The sequence below is a fragment of the Sinobaca sp. SA16-1 genome, assembly GCF_059510515.1.
This window is the reverse complement of the sequence record NZ_JCAKFL010000002.1, coordinates 386,516-408,421: the sequence shown is the minus strand read 5'-3', so window position 1 is coordinate 408,421 and position 21,906 is coordinate 386,516. Positions and strand designations below refer to the sequence as shown.

General features: G+C 45.9%; 24 protein-coding genes. All 24 read left to right on the top strand.

The features are described from left to right. Nucleotides 1–10: 10 nt before the first annotated feature. The 24 genes from AC5W2J_RS06120 to AC5W2J_RS06005 all read left to right on the top strand — a co-directional run bounded on the left by AC5W2J_RS06120 (nt 11) and on the right by AC5W2J_RS06005 (nt 21,886). Nucleotides 11–871: a UbiA-like polyprenyltransferase gene (locus AC5W2J_RS06120; RefSeq protein ID WP_496058604.1), complete on the top strand. Its 861-nt coding sequence runs from the start codon at nt 11–13 to the stop codon at nt 869–871. Then, entirely contained in the window at nt 868–1,476 is a 609-nt protein-coding gene (locus AC5W2J_RS06115) for a UbiX family flavin prenyltransferase (protein WP_496058603.1), read from the top strand. Before AC5W2J_RS06120 ends, AC5W2J_RS06115 begins: the two co-directional genes overlap by 4 nt. Then, nucleotides 1,473–2,333, top strand: coding sequence for a menaquinone biosynthetic enzyme MqnA/MqnD family protein (locus tag AC5W2J_RS06110; protein WP_496058602.1), 861 nt, complete (start codon nt 1,473–1,475; stop codon nt 2,331–2,333). Before AC5W2J_RS06115 ends, AC5W2J_RS06110 begins: the two co-directional genes overlap by 4 nt. A gap of 11 nt (nt 2,334–2,344) precedes the next feature. Then, complete coding sequence (gene hepT / locus AC5W2J_RS06105) at nt 2,345–3,316, top strand: heptaprenyl diphosphate synthase component II (RefSeq protein ID WP_496058601.1); 972 nt, start codon at nt 2,345–2,347, stop codon at nt 3,314–3,316. 121 nt (nt 3,317–3,437) lie between these two features. Further along, nucleotides 3,438–3,881, top strand: a complete 444-nt coding sequence (ndk, locus tag AC5W2J_RS06100; RefSeq protein WP_496058600.1) for a nucleoside-diphosphate kinase — start codon at nt 3,438–3,440, stop codon at nt 3,879–3,881. A gap of 159 nt (nt 3,882–4,040) precedes the next feature. Next, nucleotides 4,041–4,877 (top strand): CheR family methyltransferase, encoded by an 837-nt coding sequence (locus AC5W2J_RS06095; RefSeq protein WP_496058599.1) that lies wholly within the window; start codon nt 4,041–4,043, stop codon nt 4,875–4,877. 128 nt (nt 4,878–5,005) lie between these two features. Next, complete coding sequence (gene aroC, locus AC5W2J_RS06090) at nt 5,006–6,178, top strand: chorismate synthase (RefSeq protein WP_496058598.1); 1,173 nt, start codon at nt 5,006–5,008, stop codon at nt 6,176–6,178. Further along, on the top strand, nt 6,178–7,266 hold the full coding sequence (gene aroB / locus AC5W2J_RS06085; protein ID WP_496058597.1) for a 3-dehydroquinate synthase: 1,089 nt from the start codon (nt 6,178–6,180) through the stop codon (nt 7,264–7,266). Before aroC ends, aroB begins: the two co-directional genes overlap by 1 nt. Continuing rightward, the gene (aroH, locus tag AC5W2J_RS06080; RefSeq protein WP_496058596.1) at nt 7,263–7,640 is read left to right on the top strand and encodes a chorismate mutase; all 378 of its coding nucleotides are present in this window, start codon (nt 7,263–7,265) and stop codon (nt 7,638–7,640) included. The genes aroB and aroH overlap by 4 nt, the downstream gene beginning before the upstream one ends. Nucleotides 7,641–7,867: 227 nt before the next feature. Next, nucleotides 7,868–9,385, top strand: a complete 1,518-nt coding sequence (gene trpE / locus AC5W2J_RS06075) for an anthranilate synthase component I (protein WP_496058595.1) — start codon at nt 7,868–7,870, stop codon at nt 9,383–9,385. Beyond that, nucleotides 9,378–10,403, top strand: coding sequence for an anthranilate phosphoribosyltransferase (trpD, locus tag AC5W2J_RS06070; protein WP_496058594.1), 1,026 nt, complete (start codon nt 9,378–9,380; stop codon nt 10,401–10,403). Before trpE ends, trpD begins: the two co-directional genes overlap by 8 nt. Next, a complete protein-coding gene (gene trpC, locus AC5W2J_RS06065) occupies nt 10,396–11,169 on the top strand; it encodes an indole-3-glycerol phosphate synthase TrpC (RefSeq protein WP_496058593.1) in 774 nt (257 codons plus the stop codon). Before trpD ends, trpC begins: the two co-directional genes overlap by 8 nt. Beyond that, nucleotides 11,150–11,797 carry a phosphoribosylanthranilate isomerase gene (locus tag AC5W2J_RS06060; protein ID WP_496058592.1) on the top strand — a complete coding sequence of 216 codons (648 nt, stop codon included), beginning with the start codon at nt 11,150–11,152 and terminating at the stop codon, nt 11,795–11,797. The genes trpC and AC5W2J_RS06060 overlap by 20 nt, the downstream gene beginning before the upstream one ends. Then, the gene (gene trpB / locus AC5W2J_RS06055) at nt 11,790–12,989 is read left to right on the top strand and encodes a tryptophan synthase subunit beta (RefSeq protein ID WP_496058591.1); all 1,200 of its coding nucleotides are present in this window, start codon (nt 11,790–11,792) and stop codon (nt 12,987–12,989) included. The genes AC5W2J_RS06060 and trpB overlap by 8 nt, the downstream gene beginning before the upstream one ends. Continuing rightward, nucleotides 12,986–13,810 carry a tryptophan synthase subunit alpha gene (trpA, locus tag AC5W2J_RS06050; protein WP_496058590.1) on the top strand — a complete coding sequence of 275 codons (825 nt, stop codon included), beginning with the start codon at nt 12,986–12,988 and terminating at the stop codon, nt 13,808–13,810. The genes trpB and trpA overlap by 4 nt, the downstream gene beginning before the upstream one ends. A gap of 14 nt (nt 13,811–13,824) precedes the next feature. Continuing rightward, complete coding sequence (hisC, locus tag AC5W2J_RS06045) at nt 13,825–14,928, top strand: histidinol-phosphate transaminase (RefSeq protein ID WP_496058589.1); 1,104 nt, start codon at nt 13,825–13,827, stop codon at nt 14,926–14,928. Between the two features lie 28 nt (nt 14,929–14,956). After that, nucleotides 14,957–16,057 (top strand): prephenate dehydrogenase, encoded by a 1,101-nt coding sequence (locus tag AC5W2J_RS06040; RefSeq protein ID WP_496058588.1) that lies wholly within the window; start codon nt 14,957–14,959, stop codon nt 16,055–16,057. A gap of 268 nt (nt 16,058–16,325) precedes the next feature. Continuing rightward, entirely contained in the window at nt 16,326–17,600 is a 1,275-nt protein-coding gene (locus AC5W2J_RS06035) for a tetratricopeptide repeat protein (RefSeq protein WP_496058587.1), read from the top strand. A gap of 14 nt (nt 17,601–17,614) precedes the next feature. Next, the gene (locus AC5W2J_RS06030; RefSeq protein ID WP_496058586.1) at nt 17,615–18,073 is read left to right on the top strand and encodes a YpiF family protein; all 459 of its coding nucleotides are present in this window, start codon (nt 17,615–17,617) and stop codon (nt 18,071–18,073) included. A gap of 276 nt (nt 18,074–18,349) precedes the next feature. Then, on the top strand, nt 18,350–18,850 hold the full coding sequence (locus tag AC5W2J_RS06025) for a QcrA and Rieske domain-containing protein (RefSeq protein ID WP_496058585.1): 501 nt from the start codon (nt 18,350–18,352) through the stop codon (nt 18,848–18,850). Nucleotides 18,851–18,864: 14 nt separating this feature from the next. Further along, on the top strand, nt 18,865–19,539 hold the full coding sequence (qcrB, locus tag AC5W2J_RS06020; protein ID WP_496058584.1) for a menaquinol-cytochrome c reductase cytochrome b subunit: 675 nt from the start codon (nt 18,865–18,867) through the stop codon (nt 19,537–19,539). A gap of 39 nt (nt 19,540–19,578) precedes the next feature. Beyond that, entirely contained in the window at nt 19,579–20,412 is an 834-nt protein-coding gene (locus tag AC5W2J_RS06015; RefSeq protein WP_496058583.1) for a menaquinol-cytochrome c reductase cytochrome b/c subunit, read from the top strand. 83 nt (nt 20,413–20,495) lie between these two features. Beyond that, nucleotides 20,496–21,089, top strand: coding sequence for a lipoprotein heptaprenylglyceryl N-acetyltransferase LhaT (gene lhaT, locus AC5W2J_RS06010; protein WP_496058582.1), 594 nt, complete (start codon nt 20,496–20,498; stop codon nt 21,087–21,089). 116 nt (nt 21,090–21,205) lie between these two features. Next, nucleotides 21,206–21,886 carry a zinc metallopeptidase gene (locus AC5W2J_RS06005; protein ID WP_496058581.1) on the top strand — a complete coding sequence of 227 codons (681 nt, stop codon included), beginning with the start codon at nt 21,206–21,208 and terminating at the stop codon, nt 21,884–21,886. Nucleotides 21,887–21,906: the final 20 nt, after the last annotated feature.

Here is a 21,906-nt window from a genome sequence, read left to right as displayed (position 1 = left end):
GATGCTTATAATGAAAAAAATTAAAGTGATATTGGAAATGATAAAGTTTGAACATACCGTGTTCGCTCTGCCGTTTGCTTTTCTTGGAGCTATTCTTGGAAGTATGACTGTAGAAGGAACCTGGCCGACTATTATGGAATGGATCTTTATTACACTGGCGATGGTCGGAGCCAGAAGTGCTGCGATGACGCTTAACCGCGTTATTGATGCCAACATCGATAAAAAGAATCCACGTACGGCAGACAGGGCCATACCGGCCGGGGAAGTATCCGTTCCCCAGAGCCTGCTGTTCATCGGGGCCTCTTTTGCGCTGCTGTTTATCGCAGCCTTTTCGCTTAATACGTTAACCGTACTAATGCTTCCGTTATTTGTATTTCTGCTCACTTTTTATTCCTATACGAAACGCTTTACGTGGCTCTGTCACGTATTTCTTGGTGTCACAATAGCGATGGCGCCGGTTGGCGGCTGGATTGGAGCGACCGGCCAGTTTTCAGTGGAACTGCTGTTTCTCTTTTTGACGGTAACTTTTTGGACAGCTGGTTTTGATGTTATCTATGCGACTCAGGATGCTGATTATGACCGCAGGGTTAAGCTGCATTCCATTCCGGCACGGTTTGGTATTGAAAAAGCCCTTCGTATTTCAAAAGGTTTTCACTTGATCAGCTTTGCATCACTGCTGCTTCTCAGTATATTTTCTCCGCTCGGGTGGTTGTTTATGATTGGAGTTATTATAGTAGGCGCGATCATGGTCTACGAACACTCCTTGGTAAAACCAACGGATTTAACGAAAGTCGGCGTGGCCTTCTTCCAGATGAATGGAATTATTAGTATTACCATGCTGGTTTTTGCTATTGGGGATCTGCTGATATGAACAACACAAAACGAATATTTACAGTAGCCATCACCGGTGCAAGCGGTGCCGTTTATGGAATTAGAGTCGCTCAACAGCTGCTGGAAGCTGACTGCAGGGTGCACCTTCTTATCAGCGAAGCCGGCTGGGAGGTTTTCAGGCTGGAAATGGAGCTTGATACATCCGACCGGCAGCAGTGTTTAAACGGTTTATTTGGGGATTATGATAAAAACGACCTTCTTGTGCACGGACTTAGAGACTTTACCGCCCCGATTGCGAGCGGATCGTATAAAACAGAAGCGATGATCATTGTGCCATGCTCGATGGGGACGCTCTCTAAAATTGCGAATGGCAATTCAGGAAACCTGCTTGAACGCGCAGCGGATGTTATTCTTAAAGAAAAACGCAGACTGGTAATCGTTCCGAGAGAAACACCGTTAAATGGAATTCACCTGGAAAACCTCGTCCGGGCAGATCGGGCCGGGGCCCATATTGTTCCAGCTATGCCCGGCTTCTACCACCTGCCTAACAGCATGGATGACTTGATCAACTTCGTAGCTGGAAAAGTGCTCGACAGCGTTCACGTGGAGCACACCTTGTTTACTAGATGGGGGGAAAAGCGATGAGCCTGCATCTCGGTGAAATATCCTACACGAACATTCTCCCTTTTTTTCATTACCTGGACAGAAAAGAACTGCGGGGCAGAGGCGTTCAATTTTATTATGAAGTGCCGTCTTCGCTGAATCAGTCGTTGGCGGAAGGAACCATTGATATTGCGGCTGTCTCATCTTTTGCGTATGCAGAAAATTACGACAGGCTCTCTCTGCTTCCGGATTTGTGTGTTTCTTCAAAAGGAGAAGTTCGTTCGATATTTTTGATTTCCAAAAAGCCAATTCTGGAACTGGAAGGAGCGGATATAGCGCTGACATCAGCCAGTGCCACATCCGTTCATCTCGTACAGATCCTGCTTAAAGAATTTTACCACTTCGAGACGCTTCACTTCGAAACGGTTTCTCCGGATTTGACTAAAATGATGGAGTCCTATGATGCGTGTGTACTTATTGGAGACGATGCCATAAAAGCACGACGGGAACATACAGAGTATTACTACTATGACCTGGGAGAACAATGGTTCACTCATACAGGCCTGCCGATGACGTATGCGGTATTCGCAGTACAGAATGATGCGCTTCGTTCCAGCCCCGGCCTGCTTTCTTTATTGAGTCGGGAGTTTGCCCGCAGCCGTGACACGGCTCATGCTGATGAATACGAAGAGCTGTCGCTCGAAGTTTCCGGCAGTATGGGAGGAGACCCTGCTTTTTGGGAAAGCTACTACAAAGGAATTCATTATGTGTTCGGAGAAGACGAAAAACGTGGACTCCTTTACTATTATTCGTTAGCATATAAGTATGGATTTATTGATAAACCAATACATGCATTAAACATATGGGGAAGCGGAAGAGAGGTGCAGTCTTCAAAGTGAAAGTAAACGCGGTGAAATTAGCAGATTTGTATATGTATTTAAACGCAGATATTAAAAAAATTGAAAAAGAGCTGGAGCAGTCCGTTCTATCGGAGCACCCTGCCCTTAAACACGCTTCTCTACACCTTCTGCAGGCGGGAGGCAAGCGTATCAGGCCGGTATTCGTCCTTCTTGGGGCAAAATACGGGGATTATGATATAGAACGCGTAAAGCATATCGCCGTCTCGCTGGAATTAATCCACATGGCCTCCCTCGTGCATGACGATGTAATAGATAATGCAGAACTGCGCCGGGGATCACAGACGATTAAAGCAAAATGGGATAATCGGGTTGCGATGTACACAGGCGATTACATTTTCGCAAAAGCAGTGGAAAAAACCACTTTTTTTAATGATGGCAGTATTAATTCCATTCTTTCCCACGCCATGATTCAAATGTGTCTGGGGGAAATTGAACAAATTCGGGACCAGTACAACTGGGAGCAGAATATGAGAATCTATCTGCGCAGAATACGCCGGAAAACAGCGCTGCTTATTGCAGTAAGCTGTCAGCTCGGAGCGATCAGCGCGGGGGCATCAAAACAGGAACAGATCCGGCTGTATCAATATGGATATAATGTAGGCATGTCATACCAGATTATTGATGATATTCTTGATTTTACCGGCACGGAAAAGCAGCTTGGCAAGCCGGCCGGAGGCGATCTGAGGCAGGGGAATGTAACGCTTCCTGCCCTCTATGCGATGGACCGAGACCCGGCTCTCAAAAAGGAAATTGTTCATTTAATTGAGGATGAAGCATCAAGTTCCCAGGATATTACTCCGATTATAGAAGCAATTAAAATGTCGGGCGGCATTGAGTATTCGAAAGAACTGAGCCGCAAGTATTTGAACAAAGCATACAGTGCCCTGGATAGTCTGCCGGACATTAAGGCGACTAAATCGCTCAGAGAAGTAGCGACGTATATAGGCGGCCGCAAACATTAAAACAGGAACTTTGTCCGCCAGACGGATAAAGTTCCTGTTTTAATTGAACATTGCTAACGCTTACATGGTTTGATATAATCATAAAGGTTGAACGCTTTCATTTACATAAGGAGGAACAAGTATGGAGCAGACATTTGTTATGATAAAACCGGACGGAGTACAAAGAAATTTAATCGGGGAAATTGTGCATCGTTTTGAAAAAAAAGGATACACGCTCAAAGGCGCTAAATTAATGAGTATTTCCAGAGAGCTTGCAGAACAGCATTACGGTGAGCATAAAGGTAAACCATTTTTCGAAGAGCTTGTTGGGTTTATTACGTCATCGCCGGTTTTTGCGATGGTGCTTGAAGGAGATGAAGTTGTTTCCTCTGCCAGAAAGCTCATGGGGGCAACAAATCCGCAGGACGCTGCTCCAGGAACGATTAGAGGAGATTATGGTGTCCGCATCAGTATGAATGTGATCCATGGATCGGATTCAACGGAAAGCGCAGAGCGGGAAATTAATCTATTTTTTAACGAAAATGAATTGACCGGCTACGAAAAACAAGTGTCGGCCTGGGTATAAATGAATAATTACATGCCGGCTGCTGCAGTTCATTCTGCGGCAGCCGGTATTTATTTTTACGAATAAGCAGGCTCTGCTCTTCTCCGGAAGCTTTTACTCATGATATGATAGACATTGCGAAACAAACCGCGAATGAGTTGAAAAGGATGAAAAAAACCAATGAAGAGCAGAGAAACCAGTGCTTCCCCTCCACCACGGAGATCAGGCCTTGCGACCGATGATTATATTGTTTTTACGGAAAAAGTCAAAACAAAAACGGGCATTGATTTGTCCTTATATAAAGAAGATCAAATGAAGCGTAGGCTGAAGACTTTTTATGAGAAAAAAGGATTTTCGAACTTTGTTTCTTTTTTTGATGAAGGTTTGATGAAAAAAGATGAGCTGTTTCATCAATTTCTGGAGCGCATGACGATAAATGTATCGGAGTTTTACCGCAATCCAGCCAGATGGGAGCAGCTTAAAGAGACGATTTTCCCTTCGTTATGCGACAGTTCGTCGGCATTTAAAGTATGGTCGGCTGCCTGTTCCACAGGAGAAGAACCGTATACGATTTCCCATATTTTAAATGAAGCTCCTTATTGCAGCCATTACGTGATTCTCGCGACCGATATTGATACGAATGCCCTGCTTACCGCTGAAAATGGAGTCTACACGTCCCATACACTCAGTGCTGTACATATGGCAAGGCCGGGACTGCTGAAAAAGACGGAAGGCGGATACGAAGTGCCGGTACATCTGCGGAACAAAGTAACATTTAAACAGCTGAACCTTCTTGGCGATGCATTTGATCGGCAATTTGATTTTATTTCATGCCGAAACGTGCTGATTTATTTTACCGAATCAGCGAAAGCCGATCTGTATAGAAAGTTTTATCACTCGCTGAAAGACGGGGGCATTCTATTTGTCGGAAGCACCGAACAGATTTTTCAGCCGCAGCAGTTTGGGTTTGAAACAGCGGGGCCTTTTTTATACAAAAAGAACAGTAAGCTGCTGTAGACAGAATAGATAAAATCTTCAAACACAAAATACGTATAATAAAGCACCACTAAAAGAATTATGTTACAATTTAATGCATAAAAGCACTAAAGAGCTCATGGAGCGTATGGAATAGGAGAGAATAAACGATGAGATATTTAACAGCGGGAGAATCACACGGCCCTCAGCAGACAACAATTATAGAGGGGGTTCCATCACAGCTGGAACTGCTTCAGGAAGATATTAACACAGAATTAAAAAGGAGACAGGGCGGCCACGGAAGAGGACGGCGCATGCAGATAGAAAAAGATACCGTCGCGATCGCTGGCGGCGTAAGACATGGAAAAACAACAGGCGCACCATTAGCCTTAATCGTTGAAAACGATGATTTTAAACATTGGACAAAAATTATGGGAGCAGACCCGCTTACCGAAGAAGAGGAAAAGGAAATGAAGCGTGTCATCAGCAGGCCGCGCCCGGGCCACGCAGACTTAAACGGTGCTATTAAATACGGCCACCGGGACATGCGAAATGTGCTGGAGCGTTCCTCTGCAAGAGAAACAACAGCAAGAGTAAGCGCTGGAGCGGTAGCCAAGAAACTTCTCAAGACATTAGGTATCGAAGTAGGCGGGCAGGTGCTGGAAATCGGCGGAATTGAGTCCAAAGATCGTGACTATACAGATATCCATGATCTAAAGGAGCGTACAGAAGCGTCTCCAGTGAGATGTTTAGATAAAAACGCCGAAAAGGAAATGATGCAGGCGATAGATGACGCTAAAAAAGACGGGGATTCCATCGGAGGCATCGTTCAGACCGTTATTACCGGTATGCCCGCAGGAGTAGGGAGCTACGTGCACTACGACCGTAAGCTTGATGCGAAAATTGCCGGTGCGGTAATGAGTATCAATGCGTTTAAAGGAGTGGAAGTAGGCTTAGGTTTTGAAGCCGGACGCATGCCTGGAAGCAAAGTGCATGATGAAATTCTTTGGGAAGAAGGCCGCGGCTATTACCGCAGCCGCAACAACCTCGGAGGTTTTGAAGGCGGCATGACGACTGGAATGCCTATCGTCATCCAAGGTGTAATGAAGCCGATTCCGACGTTGTATAAACCGTTACGCAGCGTCGACATTGAAACGAAAGAGCCTTTTGAAGCAAGCATTGAACGCTCGGACAGCTGTGCTGTACCGGCTGCTTCTGTTGTAATGGAAAATGTGATTGCATTTGAAGTAGCTAATGCGATTTTGGAAATGTTTGGAGCGGACCGTATCGATGCGATTCAGGGAAATATGAAAAAACACAACGAATGGGCGCGTGATTTTTAATGGAGCGGCTCTTCGTTAATGCTTCTGCTGCCTCTTATCCGGTTTATATTGGAGAAGGAATCAGAAGCAGAGCGGGGGATTTACTCCTCTCTGAAGCAAAAGACGCGGAAAAAGTATTTATTATTTCGGATAGTGCTGTCGCTCCATTGTATTTGGAGGGTGTTGTGCAGTCTTTTCAAAGCAGCATAGAAGTATTTACATTTACGGTGGAAAGCGGAGAAGCATCTAAATCCTTTGCGGTGTATGAGCGTATTTTAACAGCCATGCTTGAAAGCGGCCTGGACCGTAAGTCTGTAGTGGCTGCACTCGGCGGCGGCGTAGTAGGAGATCTGGCAGGCTTTGCAGCGGCAACGTATATGCGCGGGATTCCATTTGTCCAGATGCCGACGACTCTTTTGGCTCATGACAGCAGTGTAGGCGGAAAAACCGGGATCAATCACCCCCTGGGTAAAAATATGGTTGGTGCGTTTCATCAGCCGGCTGCGGTCATTTATGACGTAGAGATGCTGCAGACACTGTCAGACAAAGAATGGCGCTCCGGTTTTGCTGAAATGATGAAACATGCCTACATTAAAGACGCTTCCTTTCTCGAATGGCTGCAGCGTCATATAACAAGCATTGAAGATGTAAAAACGTCAGCTGTCTCGATGCTTAAACGTTCCATTCAAATCAAAGCCGATATCGTTGCTCTTGATGAAAGAGAAACAGGAGTACGTGCGCATCTTAATTTCGGCCATACGCTCGGCCATGCTATAGAAAGCACAGCCGGCTACGGCAAATGGGCTCACGGTGAAGCCGTGGCGGCAGGTATGCTCTTTGCCATGCAGGTCAGCAACGATGAAGGTTTATCGAACTGGGACATCGAAAAAGAGAAAACGTGGCTGCTTTCATTGGGCTATCCGCTTGATACGAAAGAAATGAAAGCTTCGAGTCTGATGGAAGCTATGAAAAAAGACAAAAAGACGTCAGCTGGTGTGCTGACCTTTGTGCTTGTGACGGAGCCGGGCGAAACAATTACAAAGCAGATGCCGGACGAAACCGTTCACAGGCTGTTGAAGTCATTTATTGGAAAGGGGGAGATTGAATGATTAGAGGACTGAGGGGAGCAACAACGGTAGAAGGCAATGATGCCGAGGAAATTACACAGGAAACCGAAGTACTTCTCGGACAGATGATTGAAAAAAACGACATTTCCCCTGAACAGGTGGCACACGTTTGGTTTACTGTTACGGAAGACATTGATGCTGCTTTTCCAGCTAAAGCAGCCAGACAGTTTGCAGGGTGGGAGTACGTACCCGTCATGTGTGCCAGAGAGATCCCGGTTCCGGGAAGTCTGGAAAAGTGCATTCGTATTATGCTTACCGCGGATACCCGGAAAGCACAAAAAGAAATGCATCATATTTACTTAAATAAAGCGGTAGTGCTGAGGCCTGACCTTGAGTTGACAGATACAAAAGAATAAGAGTAGGATTATTGATAAGATTAGAAGAGCAGTCAGAATAGATAAAGAGCAGAGTAAAGCAGAGCAGCAGCAGAGATGAGTGGAGCTTAGACAGAGATGAACCATGACCCGCAAAAAAGCATGACTAATAAGCAGCAGAACGTGCGGGCCACACCCGCCCGCTTTTTGCTGTACCCACCCTCATTCTCCTTTTCTGCCGGACTTCTGTTCTTGAGAGGAGCATTATGATGACAGAAACATCGATGGAGTCCTTCCAAAAACAGGCTGAAAGCCATCCGCTTGTACCCTACGTGCGTACTTTTTTCACAGATTTATTAACCCCTATTGAACTATTTAAAAATGTTGAAGAACAGGCTGTTTTTATTTTAGAGAGTAAAGACCCGGCATCCTCCTGGTCCCGTTATTCTTTTATCGGACTGAATCCATCTTATCGGATCCAGGAAAAAAACGGCTTGTTTCAATTTGTGGAGGAAACCTCCAGGCAGGTGAAAGCAGAAAACGCCAGCCTTGCTGCCTTATTTGAAGAAAGCCTGTCGATTATTAATCCCGGTATCCCGTCAATTTCGCTTCCTTTCAAAGGTGGTGCAGTAGGAGTGGTAGCCTACGATACGATTGAACAGTTCGAGGACGGCATTGAGCCGATAGGTAAAAACGAAGACGACAGCAACGTGCTGTTGTTATTCTGCGAGACTATTATTGCCCTTGACCATGACACGAAAGAACTTTCCTTTGTTCATTACGAAAATAATGAACAAGAAAAGCCGACGGTCCGTTATCAGAACGCCCGGGACACGGTGGAGAGTTTAATGGCCCTGATGCAGGAAAATAAAAAAGCAGATACCTTTTTATCTCCATATGATGCTAATCAGGATGTTGATTTTTCCAACGTTGTCTCTAATTATAAAAAAGAAAAATTTCTGGAAGATGTCCGGACGATTAAAGAATATATAAAAGCCGGCGACATTTTTCAGGCGGTTCTTTCCCAGCGTTTTGAGCGGGATATACACGTGACCGGATTTCAGTTGTACCGGATTCTACGGATGGTTAACCCCTCCCCTTATTTATTTTATTTGAAGCTGGATGACCGCGAAGTTATCGGAAGTTCACCAGAGCGTCTTATACAGGTCGATAATGAACATGTAGAGATTCATCCGATAGCAGGCACACGCAAGCGCGGAAAAAGCGAGGAAGAGGACCTGGCACTTGAAAAAGACCTGCTTGCCGATGAAAAAGAAAGAGCGGAGCATTATATGCTCGTTGACCTGGCGAGAAATGATGTAGGAAGAGTAGCTGAATATGGTTCTGTGCAGACACCGGTTCTTTTGGAAGTGGGACGGTTTTCCCACGTTATGCATATCATTTCCAAAGTAACAGGACGCCTTGCAGACGGTACGCTTCCTATTGAGGCGCTTCAGGCTTCTTTCCCGGCCGGTACCGTATCCGGTGCGCCCAAAATCAGAGCGATGCAGATTTTAAAAGAATTGGAGCCGACGCGCCGGGGAATCTATGCCGGGGCGGTGTGCTATTTAGGCTACGATGGCAATATTGATTCCTGCATTTCCATTAGAACAATGGTAGTAGAAGGAGGAAAAGCCCGTATTCAGGCAGGCGCCGGTATTGTCGCAGATTCGGTTCCGGAACTGGAATATGAAGAAACACAGAATAAAGCAGCGGCTCTGCTTCGCGCGATTGAAGTGGCCGAGGAAATGTTTTATGAGAAAGGGGAGACGGTACAAGATGCTTAAAAAACTGCTGGCTTCGTGTATAGAAGGAAACAGGCTCAGCGAAGAAGAAGCTTATGAGGCGATGGACGTTATTATGAAAGGTGAAGCCACAGAAAGCCAAATAGCAAGCCTGCTTTCTATATTGCGCTACCGCGGGGAAACCGTAGATGAAATGACGGGTTTTGCAAGAGCTATGAAGGAACACGTTATTCAGATTGACCATACACAGCCGTTTGTAGTGGATACGTGCGGCACCGGAGGAGATCTAAGCTCAACGTTTAATATTTCCACCGCTGCGGCCATTGGATTATCTTCTATGGGGGTTAATGTGGCAAAACACGGAAATCGTTCGGTTTCCTCCAAAAGCGGAAGCGCGGATGTGCTGGAAAAGTTAAATATTTCTGTACAGTCCACCCCGGAAGAAGCGGCCCGTTCGCTCAAAGATAAGCAGATGGCGTTTTTATTTGCTCCTTTGTACCATGTGTCCATGAAGCATGCCGTCGCACCCCGGAAAGAAATAGGATTTCGTACGATTTTTAACCTGCTGGGCCCGTTAACCAATCCGGCAAATGCAGATGCCCAGGTCATCGGCGTTTTCAAAAAAGAAGCCGGACTGCAGATGGCCGAAACGCTGCAGCGCCTCGGAGCTAAGCGGGCCATGCTTGTAACCGGAGCGGATGGTCTCGACGAAATCACAATCACCGGAAAAACGTACGTAGCTGAGCTGAAAGATGGAAAGATCTCTGAATATACGATAACGCCGGAAGACATCGGAGCTGTATCGGCCTCTATTGAAGAAGTACAGGTGGAAACCGCCGAGGAAAGTGCGGCATTAATAGAAAAGATTTTTGCGAACAAAGCCGGCCGTGCCGCCACCGATATTCTGCTGTTGAATACGGCTGCTGCTTTGTATGTGTCAGATGAATCGGCTTCTATTAAAGAGGGCTACCAAAAAGCAAAAGCAGCACTCGAGGATGGACTCTTTTTAAAACAGCTTCATCGTTTACAGGAAAGCGGGGTTAAAGAAAGTCATGCTTGATAAGATTCTTGCTACAAAAGCAGAGGAGATAAAAGAAATTACCCTTGAAAAACGGGTGCAGGTGCCTTTTTACTCGTTAAAAGAAGCACTCGAAACAAAGCAGGGTGTGATCCGCGTCATCGCCGAAGTAAAAAAAGCTTCTCCTTCCAAAGGTGTGATCCGGCAGGATTTTGATCCAGTCAGCATTGCTAAAAGCTACGAAGCAGGAGGTGCCGCGGCGCTGTCCGTGCTAACGGATGTCACCTATTTTCAAGGTGCAAAAGAATACGTTACGTCGGTAAAACAGGCTGTTCACCTGCCGGTGCTCCGTAAAGATTTCATTATCGATGAAAAGCAGATTGAAGAAAGCCGGCGCATTGGAGCAGATGCCATTCTATTGATTGCAGAAGCAATGAAGCCGAAGCGTCTTCATGAATTGTATAAAGAAGCAAAAGGCTCCGGTCTGGACGTTCTTGTGGAGTGCCATTCCAAAGATGAGTTAACAGCGCTTCTGGACGAATTCGAGCCGGAAATTATCGGCATCAACAACCGGGATTTGAAAACCTTTTACACGTCGCTTGATACGACAAGGGATTTATCCGCCCTGCTGCCGGAAGGAAGCCTTTTAGTCAGCGAGAGCGGTATTGCCACGTATGAAGATGTACTGGAAGTAAAAAAGGCAGGAGCGCGCGGCGTTCTCGTTGGAGAGTCGCTGATGCGTCAGCCGGACGTGGAACAGGCGCTGCGAAAGCTGTTAGGAGAAAACGATGTCTCAACCGGTATATAAATTCTGCGGCGTGCATTCAGAAGCAGGGTTGAAGACAGCCGTTGATTCGCAGGCTTCCTACATCGGCTTTGTGATGGCAGAAAGCAGGCGGTATGTTTCCCCTGATACAGTAAAAGGATGGCTGGAGCATTATCCGGACCTGGACAAAAAAGTGGTGTTTTTATTTGTGAATGAAACGATGGATACGATAAAAAAGGCTGTGCAGACTGTCCGTCCGGATGTCATTCAGCTGCACGGTTCCGAAACGCCGGAACAGACAGCTGTCGTCAAAACCGCGTTTCCAGATATAGACATATGGAAAGCTATTCATCATGATCCAAATTCTCTGTTGTTACTGGAACAGTTTTTAAATAATGTAGATGGGTTTGTTATTGATGCCAAAGCAAAACATGCCTGGGGCGGCACTGGAGAATCCTTTGACTGGTCGCATGCCGGCCGTTATATAGAGTATGGAAACCGCCTGAATGTGCCTTTGTTTATTGCCGGAGGCATAACGCCTGATAATGTGCAGGAGCTTTTGGACCATGAGCCGTGGGGAATTGATCTTTCGAGCGGTCTCGAAAGCAGTGGAGAAAAAGATCCGGAAAAAGTACGACAACTGGAAAAGAGGTTATATAAAAATGAGTAAAGTATATCCAGATGATAAAGGACGGTACGGGGCTTTTGGAGGGAAATTTGTCCCGGAGACACTAATGTATGCTTTGGAAGAATTGGAACAGGCCTTTGAAGAAGCATGGAATGATGAAGCATTTATGAACGATTACCATCATACGCTGGAAGAATTTGCCGGTCGTCCAACTCCTCTTACGTATGCCGAACGCCTGACAGAAAAACTTGGCGGCGCTAAAATTTACCTAAAACGCGAAGACCTGCTTCATACCGGCGCGCATAAATTAAATAACGCCGTCGGCCAGGCGCTTCTGGCAAAAAGAATGGGCAAAAAGAAAATAGTTGCAGAAACCGGAGCCGGTCAGCACGGAGTGGCTACGGCGACCGTCTGCGCGCGCATGGGGCTGGAATGCAAAGTGTTTATGGGAGAAGAAGATATGAGACGGCAGTCGCTGAATGTCTTTCGGATGGAACTGCTCGGAGCAGAAGTCGTCCCTGCACTTTCCGGCAGCAAAACGCTTAAAGATGCGACAAACGAAGCCATTCGTTACTGGGTATCCAATGTAGAAGACACTTTTTATTTGATAGGTTCTGTCGTAGGGCCCCACCCGTATCCGAAAGTTGTCCGCAATTTCCAACGCATTATCGGCGATGAAACAAAGCAGCAGCTCCAGAAGATCGAACAGTCCCTGCCTGATGCAGCAGTAGCGTGTGTCGGAGGAGGCAGTAACGCCATTGGCATGTTTTATCCGTTTTTGGAAGACGATGTAGAGCTGTACGGCGCTGAGGCTGCCGGCATGGGAATCGGAACAAACCAGCATGCCGCGACTATCAGCAAAGGCACAAAAGGGGTGATTCACGGTTCCCTTACCTATCTAATTCAGGACGAAAACGGACAGATTATTGAACCGTATTCTATTTCAGCCGGCCTTGATTATCCGGGCATCGGTCCGGAACACTCGCATCTTGCTGAAAGCGGCCGGGTACAGTACGAAGCGGTAACAGACGATGAAGCACTGGAAGCCCTTAAAGAATTAACCCGGACAGAAGGCATTTTTCCGGCGATTGAAACGGCGCATGCCCTTCATTTGGCTTTTGCCCAGGCGAAAAAGATGTCTAAAGATCAAATACTGGTTATCTGTGCTTCCGGCCGCGGCGATAAAGATGTAAACACGATAAAGGAATCATTGGAACAGGAGGATAAGTCATGACAAGACAAACCGTCCGGGAGGCCGCTGAAGGCGCCTCCTATCCGCTGTTTATTCCATTTATTATGGCAGGGGACCCAAATAAAGAAACGACGATTGAGCTGGCAGTGACGATGCAGAAAGCCGGAGCCCATATACTGGAGCTGGGAATTCCTTATTCTGATCCGCTGGCTGATGGTCCCGTCCTGCAGCGTTCCGCCCTGCGTGCTCTTAAGCACGGAATGTCGCTTACTGCTGCTATTGAATTAATTCCTGAAATGAGAAAAAGAGGACTAACGATTCCGGTTATTATTTTTTCCTACTATAATCCGGTCCTGCGAATGGGAATTGAGACCTTTATAGAAAAGCTGAAAGAAAATGAAGCAGACGGCGTGCTTATTCCGGATCTTCCTCTAGAGGAAAGTGAAGAATTAAGCACCTTAACTAAAAAAGAAAATCTGGCTAATATTTCTCTTGTGGCTCCGACTTCAAGCACAAGGCTGGAAAAAATCGCAGCGCAGGCGGAAGGATTTCTATACTGTGTCTCGAGCCTGGGCGTTACAGGCACAAGAGATGAGTTTCCTCCTGAAGCCTATACCTTTATCGAACAGGTAAAAGCGAGCAGTGAAGTGCCGGTTGCCGTAGGGTTCGGCATTTCCACCCCCGAGCAGGTGAAGAGGTTGCAAGGCTCAGCCGATGGGGTTATTATTGGTAGTGCGATTATGAAAAAAGTGGAAGGACTTCAGGCTGAATTAGAGCATGAAGCGAAACGCAGGGATGCGCTTGAGTCCATACAGCAGTATGTAGAAGGTTTATTAGCGGTCCCTTCCTCCCACCAACAATAAATGGAGGAATCCAAATGAAAGCTAAAAAGCAGATATACGGTATGACACCGTATCAACCGGGAAGACCGATAGAAGAAGTAAAAAAAGAGCTTGGTCTTTCAGAAGTAACTAAGCTTGCTTCCAATGAAAATCCTCGCGGGGCCTCCGACCGGGTAAAGCATACGCTTGAAGAAACCGCTTCCCGTCTGGAAATATACCCGGACGGCTATGCTGCGGCACTGCGTAAAAAAACAGCTGATTTTCTTGGAGTGAAAGGGGAGCAGCTCGTATTTGGAGCAGGTTCCGATGAAGTGATTCTTATGCTCTGCCGTACCTTTCTTGATCATACGACGAACACCGTGATGGCTACGCCCTCTTTTTCGCAGTATAAACACAACGCGTTAATTGAAGGCGCTGAAATTCGGGAAGTCCCTCTGCAGGACGGAGTACATGACCTCGATGCGATGCTTGAAGCAATCGATGAGCAGACGCGGATCGTATGGGTATGCAATCCGAATAATCCAAGCGGTACGTATGTAAACGATGCAGCTTTTCGAAAATTTGTCGAACAGGTACCGGAGCACGTGCTGATTGTATCGGATGAAGCGTATATTGAATATGTTACAGCAGACGATTACCCACAGACGATGTCTATGCTGGCTGACACGCCGAATTTAATGCTGCTGCGCACGTTTTCTAAAGCATATGGGATGGCTTCCCTGCGGGTAGGCTTCGGAATCGCTTCAGCGGAGCTGATCTCTCTTGTGGATAGAGTGCGACCGCCGTTCAACTTAACGACAACAAGCCAGGTTGCTGCGATTGAAGCACTAGAGGACCAGGAGCATATTAAGCAGTGTGTAGCAGATAATGCAGAAGGGCTGGAAGAACTGCAGGCATTCTGCAGCAAACACAACCTTACGTACCTGCCTACACAGGCAAACTTTCTGCTAATTTACGTTAAAGTGCCGGGAGATGTAATGTTTGATGCTCTCCTTAAGAAAGGGTTTATCGTCCGATCCGGTCAGGCACTTGGCTTTCCGGAAGCAATTAGGGTAACAATAGGGACAAAAGAACAAAATAAAGCATTTATGACAGCATTCGCTGCCTGTTTAGAAGAAGTCAACGTATCTTCCAAGTAACAAAGGATACGCTTAAAGGAGTACAAAAGTGGCAAATAAAAAAGTAAGTGTCATTGGAATGGGCCTGATAGGCGGTTCCATTGCTTTGGCGATAAAAAAAGAACATCATGCTGAAATAACGGGTGTCGACGTAGACAAAAATCAGCTCCGCCTGGCTAAATCACTGGGTGTGATTGACGTCTGTGCCGAATCGCTTGAGACGGGAGTGAAAGAAGCGGATCTGATCGTCGTAGCTGTGCCCGTAACAAAAACCGTCAATATACTAAAACGGCTTCAGGATACTGAGCTGAAGCCGGGAGCTATCATTACCGATGTTGGAAGCACGAAGCAGCAAATCTGCGCAGCAGCAGATTTTGCAGACCAGGGGGTTACCTTTATCGGAGGCCACCCTATGGCAGGATCGCATAAAAGCGGGGTACAGGCAGCCAAACCACATTTATTCGAGAACGCTTATTATGTACTGACACCCGTGAGCGGCACCGGCATGAATCGGGTCATTCAGCTGCAGAACTGGCTGAAAGGCACGTCGGCAAGATTTATTGAAATGGCGCCGCAGAGGCACGACCAGCTGGCCGGTCTTATCAGCCACTTTCCTCATATCATAGCTGCCGGACTTGTCCACCAGGTCCGGGATGCCGGAGAGAAAGACGGAATGGCAAGCCAGCTGGCAGCCGGAGGCTTCAGGGATATTACGAGAATTGCATCTGCCAACCCTATCATGTGGCGGGACATACTTCTGCAGAACAAAGAAATGCTCCTGAAGCTTCTTGCTGATTGGAAAGTTCAAATGAATAAAATGGAACTGCTCATAGAAGAAGAAGACAGCAACAACATTCTGGATTACTTTTCAGAAGCGAAAAGTTTTCGCGATACACTGCCAACACGGGAAAAAGGAGCACTGCAGTCTTTTTATGATTTATTTGTAGATGTTCCGGACCATCCGGGGGTCATTTCGGATGTCACCGGCATTCTTGCGAAGAATAATATCAGCATTATTAATATTCGTATTATGGAAACCAGAGAAGATATTACCGGTGTTCTTCAGCTGACATTCCGTTCGGAAAAAGACCGGGAAGAGGGAAGCCGATTCCTTCAGTATTCCTTATATGATACGTATTTAGCTGAATAATAATTTGTAAACCGTCTGTTTTTTTCAGGCGGTTTTTCTTCTAAAAAGAGTTGACAATATGGAAATTTTTGATAGAATATAGTTAGCGTATGGTTTCTCTCCACTCCTATCCATACTCATTCAATTGAATAGCAATTTTTTGCTAACCTGATTTGTAAGCGTTTACGAATCAGGTCTTTTTTTCGTGTTCCTACATAAAAGGCGCCGGTCGAACTAAACTGTATAATTTGATATACTATACGAGGCAAAGAGGAATACAGAAAGAACGATGGAGGGTTTTAAACCAGTGGATTTAATAAATATTTACGATATGATAAATAACGGCAAAGTAGAAGAAGGACTCGAAAAGCTTGAAGCACTTGAGAAAACCGCATCACACCAGGAAAAATACGACATCCTGCAGGTTTATGAAGAGCTCGGTCTTGCAGATAAGTCCAAGCCTATTATTGATGAGCTTATTCAGCATTACCCTGATGAAACCGAACTGTATTTAATTGCAGCAGAAAATGCAATTGACCTCGACCAGGAGGAAGATGCGATTGAATGGCTGCTGGAAATAAAAGAAAAAGATGAAAACTTCTTGCAGGCCCAAATGCTGCTGGCTGATTTGTATCAGCTGCAGGGACTTGATGAAGTAGCAGAATCAAGGCTTCTGCAGGCGCTGCAGAAAGCACCGGAAGAGCCGGTTCTGCTTGCCGGGCTGGGGGAGTACTACCTGGAAAGAGGAGATTTTGCCAAGTCGATTCCTTATTTAAAACAGGCAGAACAGCATGGCTTTCAATACCCGGAAGGCAGCCTGTCTTTACGTCTCGCCGAAGCCTACAGTGCTACCGGCCAGTTTGAAGATGCCATGAAATATTACAAAACGGGCCTGGAAGAAAAGCGTGAAATGAACGCGCTGTTCGGTTATGCGTATACGGCTCTTCAGGTGAAGGACTATGAACTGGCAGCACAGAAATTTGAAGAACTAAAAGCGATGGACTATGAATACGCCTCTTTATACCCTTATTTAATTCAGGCCTACAAGCATCAGAAGAAATGGGAAGCAGCGTTTGAAGCAGTTCAGGAAGGGCTGAAAGTAGATAATTTTAATGATCAGCTTTATGTAGAAGCAGGCATTGTCCAAGGCTCTCTTGAAAATACAGAGCTTGCCGAAGGATATTTAAAAGAAGCGCTTGCTCTGAACCCGGCTAATGCAGAAGCAGCCTCCGTTTTATTTTCTATGTGGCATCAAAATGATGAATATGACCAGATGATTGATCTGGCTGAGCACCTCCAGAATCTTGGAGAAACAGATGTATTGTTTGATTGGAATAAAGCCAGAGCATATGCAGGCAGAGATGATCTGGAAGAAGGACTTGCTCTATTTGAAAAAATTTATCCTGAACTGAAAGAAAACACCGTGTTTCTTGATGAATACGCGGCACTGCTTTTGGAGATGGGTTATAAAGACAAAGCGATTATGATGTGGAAGCAGCTTCTTTTAGAAGAGCCGGATAATCAGGCGGCAGTGCTTAGACTTGAGGAGCTGGAACAGGAATAATAGGAGGGTTTGTATTGAAATGGACCGCAGATGATGTGACCGTTTTTCACAGGGAAAAACAATATATAGATACACTGCTGCTGCCTCTGCAGCCTGTATCATTTACAGACGAAATAAAACAAAGTGCCTCGATGCAGGAATTTGTAGAAGCATTAACCTGGGAAATAGAAAAGCAGTTCAAAGGCAGGATCATGCTCTCTCCCGCCTTTCCTTATTTAAAAAAAGAATCGGTGGAAGAGCAGGTGCCGGAAATCCAGAAATGGATAGAAGAGGCGAAGCAGGGCGGCTTTTCCCATATTATATTTGTCACGTCGGATGCCAGTTGGAAACAGGTGGAAAAAAACCTGGACGGGATGCTTTTATGGATGCCGTTTGTGCCTTTTGAAAACCTGGAAAGTTCTTATAAAAAACAAATTATTTCAGAGCAGATGAAACAACTGCTGCCCCTGCTTACAATGAAATGGAACGAATAACCGGCGCGTTTTAACGCGGTTTGGAGACAACGTTGACATATAGTTAAAAGCTGGGATATTATAAATGTATCCCAGCTTTCTTTTTATCCAGAAAGACAGGAAAGAGGGATTGTTTTCTGTTATACTATAGTTAACGAACCAGGTTACGAAAATGGTGTAGTTCTGCCTTTAAAGGCGTGTCTCTGCAATAACAAAACAAAAAAGCAGAATGATGTTTCTTTTTTTCGTTTGTTTTGTAAGGGCTTTATTTCTTTTTAAATGGGGGAGGGAAATAGATTGAGTGAAAAAAAGCATAATGTATCCAGGCGCCAGTTTCTTACATACACGCTTACTGGAGTTGGCGGATTTATGGCGGCAGGAGTGATACTGCCTATGGCGAGATTTGCAGTAGACCCGATTTTGAAAGCGGGGGCGGAAAGCGATATGTACGCGGTTGCTGAACTGGCGGATTTAACGGAAGAGCCGCAGCGGTTTGACTTTTCCTTCGAGCAGGTCGATGCATGGTATCAGTCAGAAGTTACTGAAACTGCATGGATTTACAGAGAAGGGGACGATATCGTTGCACTTTCACCTACCTGTACGCATTTAGGATGTACGGTCAACTGGGATGCCAATGAAGATTACCCGGGACAGTACTTCTGCCCTTGTCATTTCGGCCGTTTTGAAAAAGACGGAACCAATGTAGCGGGAACACCGCCTACAGAGCCGCTTCATAAGTTTGTAACAGAAGTACGGGACGGCACAGTTTACTTAGGTACAGCAGAACCACAAATATAGGGGGTGAATTACATATGTTGCAGCGCGTGTACGACTGGGTAGACGACCGTCTCGATATCACTCCTATGTGGAGGGACATAGCGGACCATGAAGTGCCGGAGCACGTCAACCCGGCCCATCATTTTTCCGCTTTTGTATACTGTTTCGGCGGCCTTACCTTTTTTATTACTGTGATTCAGATCTTATCCGGTATGTTTTTAACAATGTATTATGTTCCAGATATTGTAAATGCGTATGAATCCGTTCGTTACCTCCAGGGGGAAGTGGCATTTGGAGTAATTGTCCGGGGGATGCACCACTGGGGAGCGAGTCTCGTCATTGTTATGATGTTTCTTCACACTCTGCGTGTCTTTTTTACCGGATCTTATAAAAAGCCCCGTGAATTAAACTGGGTAGTTGGTGTACTTATATTTTTCGTTATGCTTGGACTGGGCTTTACAGGGTATCTTCTTCCCTGGGATATGAAAGCTTATTTTGCAACAGTTGTTGGACTTGAAATCGCAGAGAGTGTTCCTATCGTTGGGGAACTGACGAAGACACTGCTGGCGGGAGATCCTGATATTATTGGGGCGCAGACATTAACCAGGTTTTTTGCCATTCATGTATTCTTCCTGCCGGGTGCACTGCTCGGATTGCTGGCTGCCCACTTTATTATGATTAGAAAACAAGGTATTTCTGGTCCATTGTAAAGGACAGTGAAGAATATATTGATTGGGGGGATATAAACGATGCATAGAGGAAAAGGCATGAAATTTGTCGGAGACTCCCGTGTGCCTGACAATAAAAAACCGAATATCCCAAAAGACTATTCGGAGTTTCCAGGAAATACGGAAGCTTTCTGGCCAAACTTCCTTCTTAAGGAGTGGCTCGTTGGTGCCGTATTCCTTATCGGATTCTTATGTTTAACTATTGCTCATCCGGCTCCGCTGGAAAGGCTGGCTGATCCTACGGATTCAGGCTACATACCGCTTCCTGACTGGTATTTCCTGTTTTTGTACCAGCTGTTAAAATACGAATACGCTTCTGGACAACTTACTGTTATTGGCGCCGTTGTTATTCCGGGACTGGCTTTTGGAGCACTTCTGCTGGCACCATGGCTGGATACAGGACCGGAGCGCAGAGCTTCTAAACGTCCTATTGCTACTTCATTAATGGTGCTGGGTGTGCTGGCCACTGTTTATCTCACGTGGGAATCAGTAGACAGCCACGATTGGGAAGAAGCGGAAGCGCAGGGCGAAATGCTTGATGAAGAGGAAATGGAAGCCGCGGAAAGTGTCGATATGGAAGCTGCCGGGTATGAAATATACTCGGAGCAGGGCTGTATTGGCTGCCACGGCGATCAGCTGCAGGGTTCAGGTGCTGCCGGACCGCCTATATTTGATGTACCTTATGATGCAGAAGGTGTAGCAGATATCGCAGTTAATGGTATTGGTGAAATGCCGGCAGATCAATTTGAAGGCAGCGATGAAGATCTTCAGACGCTTGCTGAATATATCGCTTCCGGTGGAAACCCTGAAGGTGGGGAAGAAGGCGGAGAAGAGGGCGAAGAAGAAGAAGAATAAAGCATTGACATCATCGTCCTGTAAACGATATCGTTTATAGGACGATTTTGTATGGAAAAAATGCTATTGGAAAGAGGGACTATATGATTTTTCTCCGGTGGATGACCTATTCTCCAGTACTATGGATACTGCTTACAATTAATGTGTTCGGGACGCTCTATGGGTATTACTGGTACGCATATCAACTGGCGGCAACCCCTCCTATATTTCTTCCCTTTGTCCCGGACAGCCCGACGGCAAGCTTGTTTTTTTGTTTTGTCTTATTCTTGTTTATTATTCGAAAACAGAATGGGCTGATAGAAGCACTTGCTGCCGTTACGCTTATTAAATACGGAATATGGGCGGTAGTGATGAATACCGCAGCCGGCCTTTCCGGCGGGGCCCTTGAATGGCAGCACTATATGCTCATCGCCTCCCATGCAGGTATGGCGTTACAGGCATTTTTATATATGCCTTTTTACCGGATCAAAGCCTGGCACCTTTCAGTGGCGGCAGTTTGGACGGTCCATAACGATATTATTGACTATGTGTACGGGATGTATCCCTGGTTATCCCCGGCCTTAAGCGAGTACATCTCCCATATCGGGTATTTTACGTTTTGGCTGGGTATGCTATCTGTCGGAGCTGTGTATTTCTTCGGCGTGCGGAACCGAAGAAAAACGATGAGTCCCATGTAAGCCTGCGCCAGCGTTGTCATATAATCGTCAAAACCTTTAAAGCGTAGTGATTGACTTTCTTTGACGTTTTACATAAAATTAATGTATACACTAATTATGGAGGGGTCAAAGACACTATGGGAATAGGTGCATTTATTATTTACTTCCTGCTGCTGATGGGAATTCCCCTTTGGGCACAGGCAAAGGTAAAACGAGCGTACAAGAAATATTCCAACGTGCCGAACTCGTCCGGGATGACGGGTGCGGAAGTAGCGCAGCGGATTTTACATGAAAATGGTATATACGATGTGAGAGTAGAGCCAGTAAAAGGCAAGCTTACCGATCATTATGATCCAAGTAAAAAAGTAGTGCGTCTTTCTGAAGGGAACTACAACAAACGTACAGTAGCGGCCCAGGCGATCGCAGCCCATGAAGTCGGCCATGCGATTCAGGATGCAGAAGATTATGCTTTCCTTCGTGTCCGCAGCAAGCTGGTACCTGCCGCTACGACAGGATCAAACTTTTCGTTTATCTTTATTATTGCCGGTGTGCTTCTACAGTCACAGGGTATGCTGCTCGCCGGTATTGTATTCATGAGTGCAGCTGTCCTGTTTCAAGTGGTTACACTTCCGGTCGAATTTAATGCCAGCAGCCGGGCAATGACCCAGGTTGTCAGTACTGGAATTATAAAAAACAACGAAGAAAAAGAAACAAAAAAAGTACTTGATGCCGCTGCATTAACGTATGTAGCCGCAGCACTAGTCGCTGTCCTGGAACTTGTGCGATTCATCGCCATGTATTTTATGATGGACGACTAATAAACAGTATAGAAAAAAGC

Coding starts and splice junctions, on each gene's coding strand:
- AC5W2J_RS06120 (WP_496058604.1), top strand. CDS start 11: ATGAAAAAAATTAAAGTGATATTGGAAATGATAAAGTTTGAACATACC.
- AC5W2J_RS06115 (WP_496058603.1), top strand. CDS start 868: ATGAACAACACAAAACGAATATTTACAGTAGCCATCACCGGTGCAAGC.
- AC5W2J_RS06110 (WP_496058602.1), top strand. CDS start 1,473: ATGAGCCTGCATCTCGGTGAAATATCCTACACGAACATTCTCCCTTTT.
- ndk (WP_496058600.1), top strand. CDS start 3,438: ATGGAGCAGACATTTGTTATGATAAAACCGGACGGAGTACAAAGAAAT.
- AC5W2J_RS06095 (WP_496058599.1), top strand. CDS start 4,041: ATGAAGAGCAGAGAAACCAGTGCTTCCCCTCCACCACGGAGATCAGGC.
- aroC (WP_496058598.1), top strand. CDS start 5,006: ATGAGATATTTAACAGCGGGAGAATCACACGGCCCTCAGCAGACAACA.
- aroB (WP_496058597.1), top strand. CDS start 6,178: ATGGAGCGGCTCTTCGTTAATGCTTCTGCTGCCTCTTATCCGGTTTAT.
- aroH (WP_496058596.1), top strand. CDS start 7,263: ATGATTAGAGGACTGAGGGGAGCAACAACGGTAGAAGGCAATGATGCC.
- trpE (WP_496058595.1), top strand. CDS start 7,868: ATGACAGAAACATCGATGGAGTCCTTCCAAAAACAGGCTGAAAGCCAT.
- trpD (WP_496058594.1), top strand. CDS start 9,378: ATGCTTAAAAAACTGCTGGCTTCGTGTATAGAAGGAAACAGGCTCAGC.
- trpC (WP_496058593.1), top strand. CDS start 10,396: ATGCTTGATAAGATTCTTGCTACAAAAGCAGAGGAGATAAAAGAAATT.
- AC5W2J_RS06060 (WP_496058592.1), top strand. CDS start 11,150: ATGTCTCAACCGGTATATAAATTCTGCGGCGTGCATTCAGAAGCAGGG.
- trpB (WP_496058591.1), top strand. CDS start 11,790: ATGAGTAAAGTATATCCAGATGATAAAGGACGGTACGGGGCTTTTGGA.
- trpA (WP_496058590.1), top strand. CDS start 12,986: ATGACAAGACAAACCGTCCGGGAGGCCGCTGAAGGCGCCTCCTATCCG.
- hisC (WP_496058589.1), top strand. CDS start 13,825: ATGAAAGCTAAAAAGCAGATATACGGTATGACACCGTATCAACCGGGA.
- AC5W2J_RS06035 (WP_496058587.1), top strand. CDS start 16,326: ATGGAGGGTTTTAAACCAGTGGATTTAATAAATATTTACGATATGATA.
- qcrB (WP_496058584.1), top strand. CDS start 18,865: ATGTTGCAGCGCGTGTACGACTGGGTAGACGACCGTCTCGATATCACT.
- AC5W2J_RS06015 (WP_496058583.1), top strand. CDS start 19,579: ATGCATAGAGGAAAAGGCATGAAATTTGTCGGAGACTCCCGTGTGCCT.
- lhaT (WP_496058582.1), top strand. CDS start 20,496: ATGATTTTTCTCCGGTGGATGACCTATTCTCCAGTACTATGGATACTG.
- AC5W2J_RS06005 (WP_496058581.1), top strand. CDS start 21,206: ATGGGAATAGGTGCATTTATTATTTACTTCCTGCTGCTGATGGGAATT.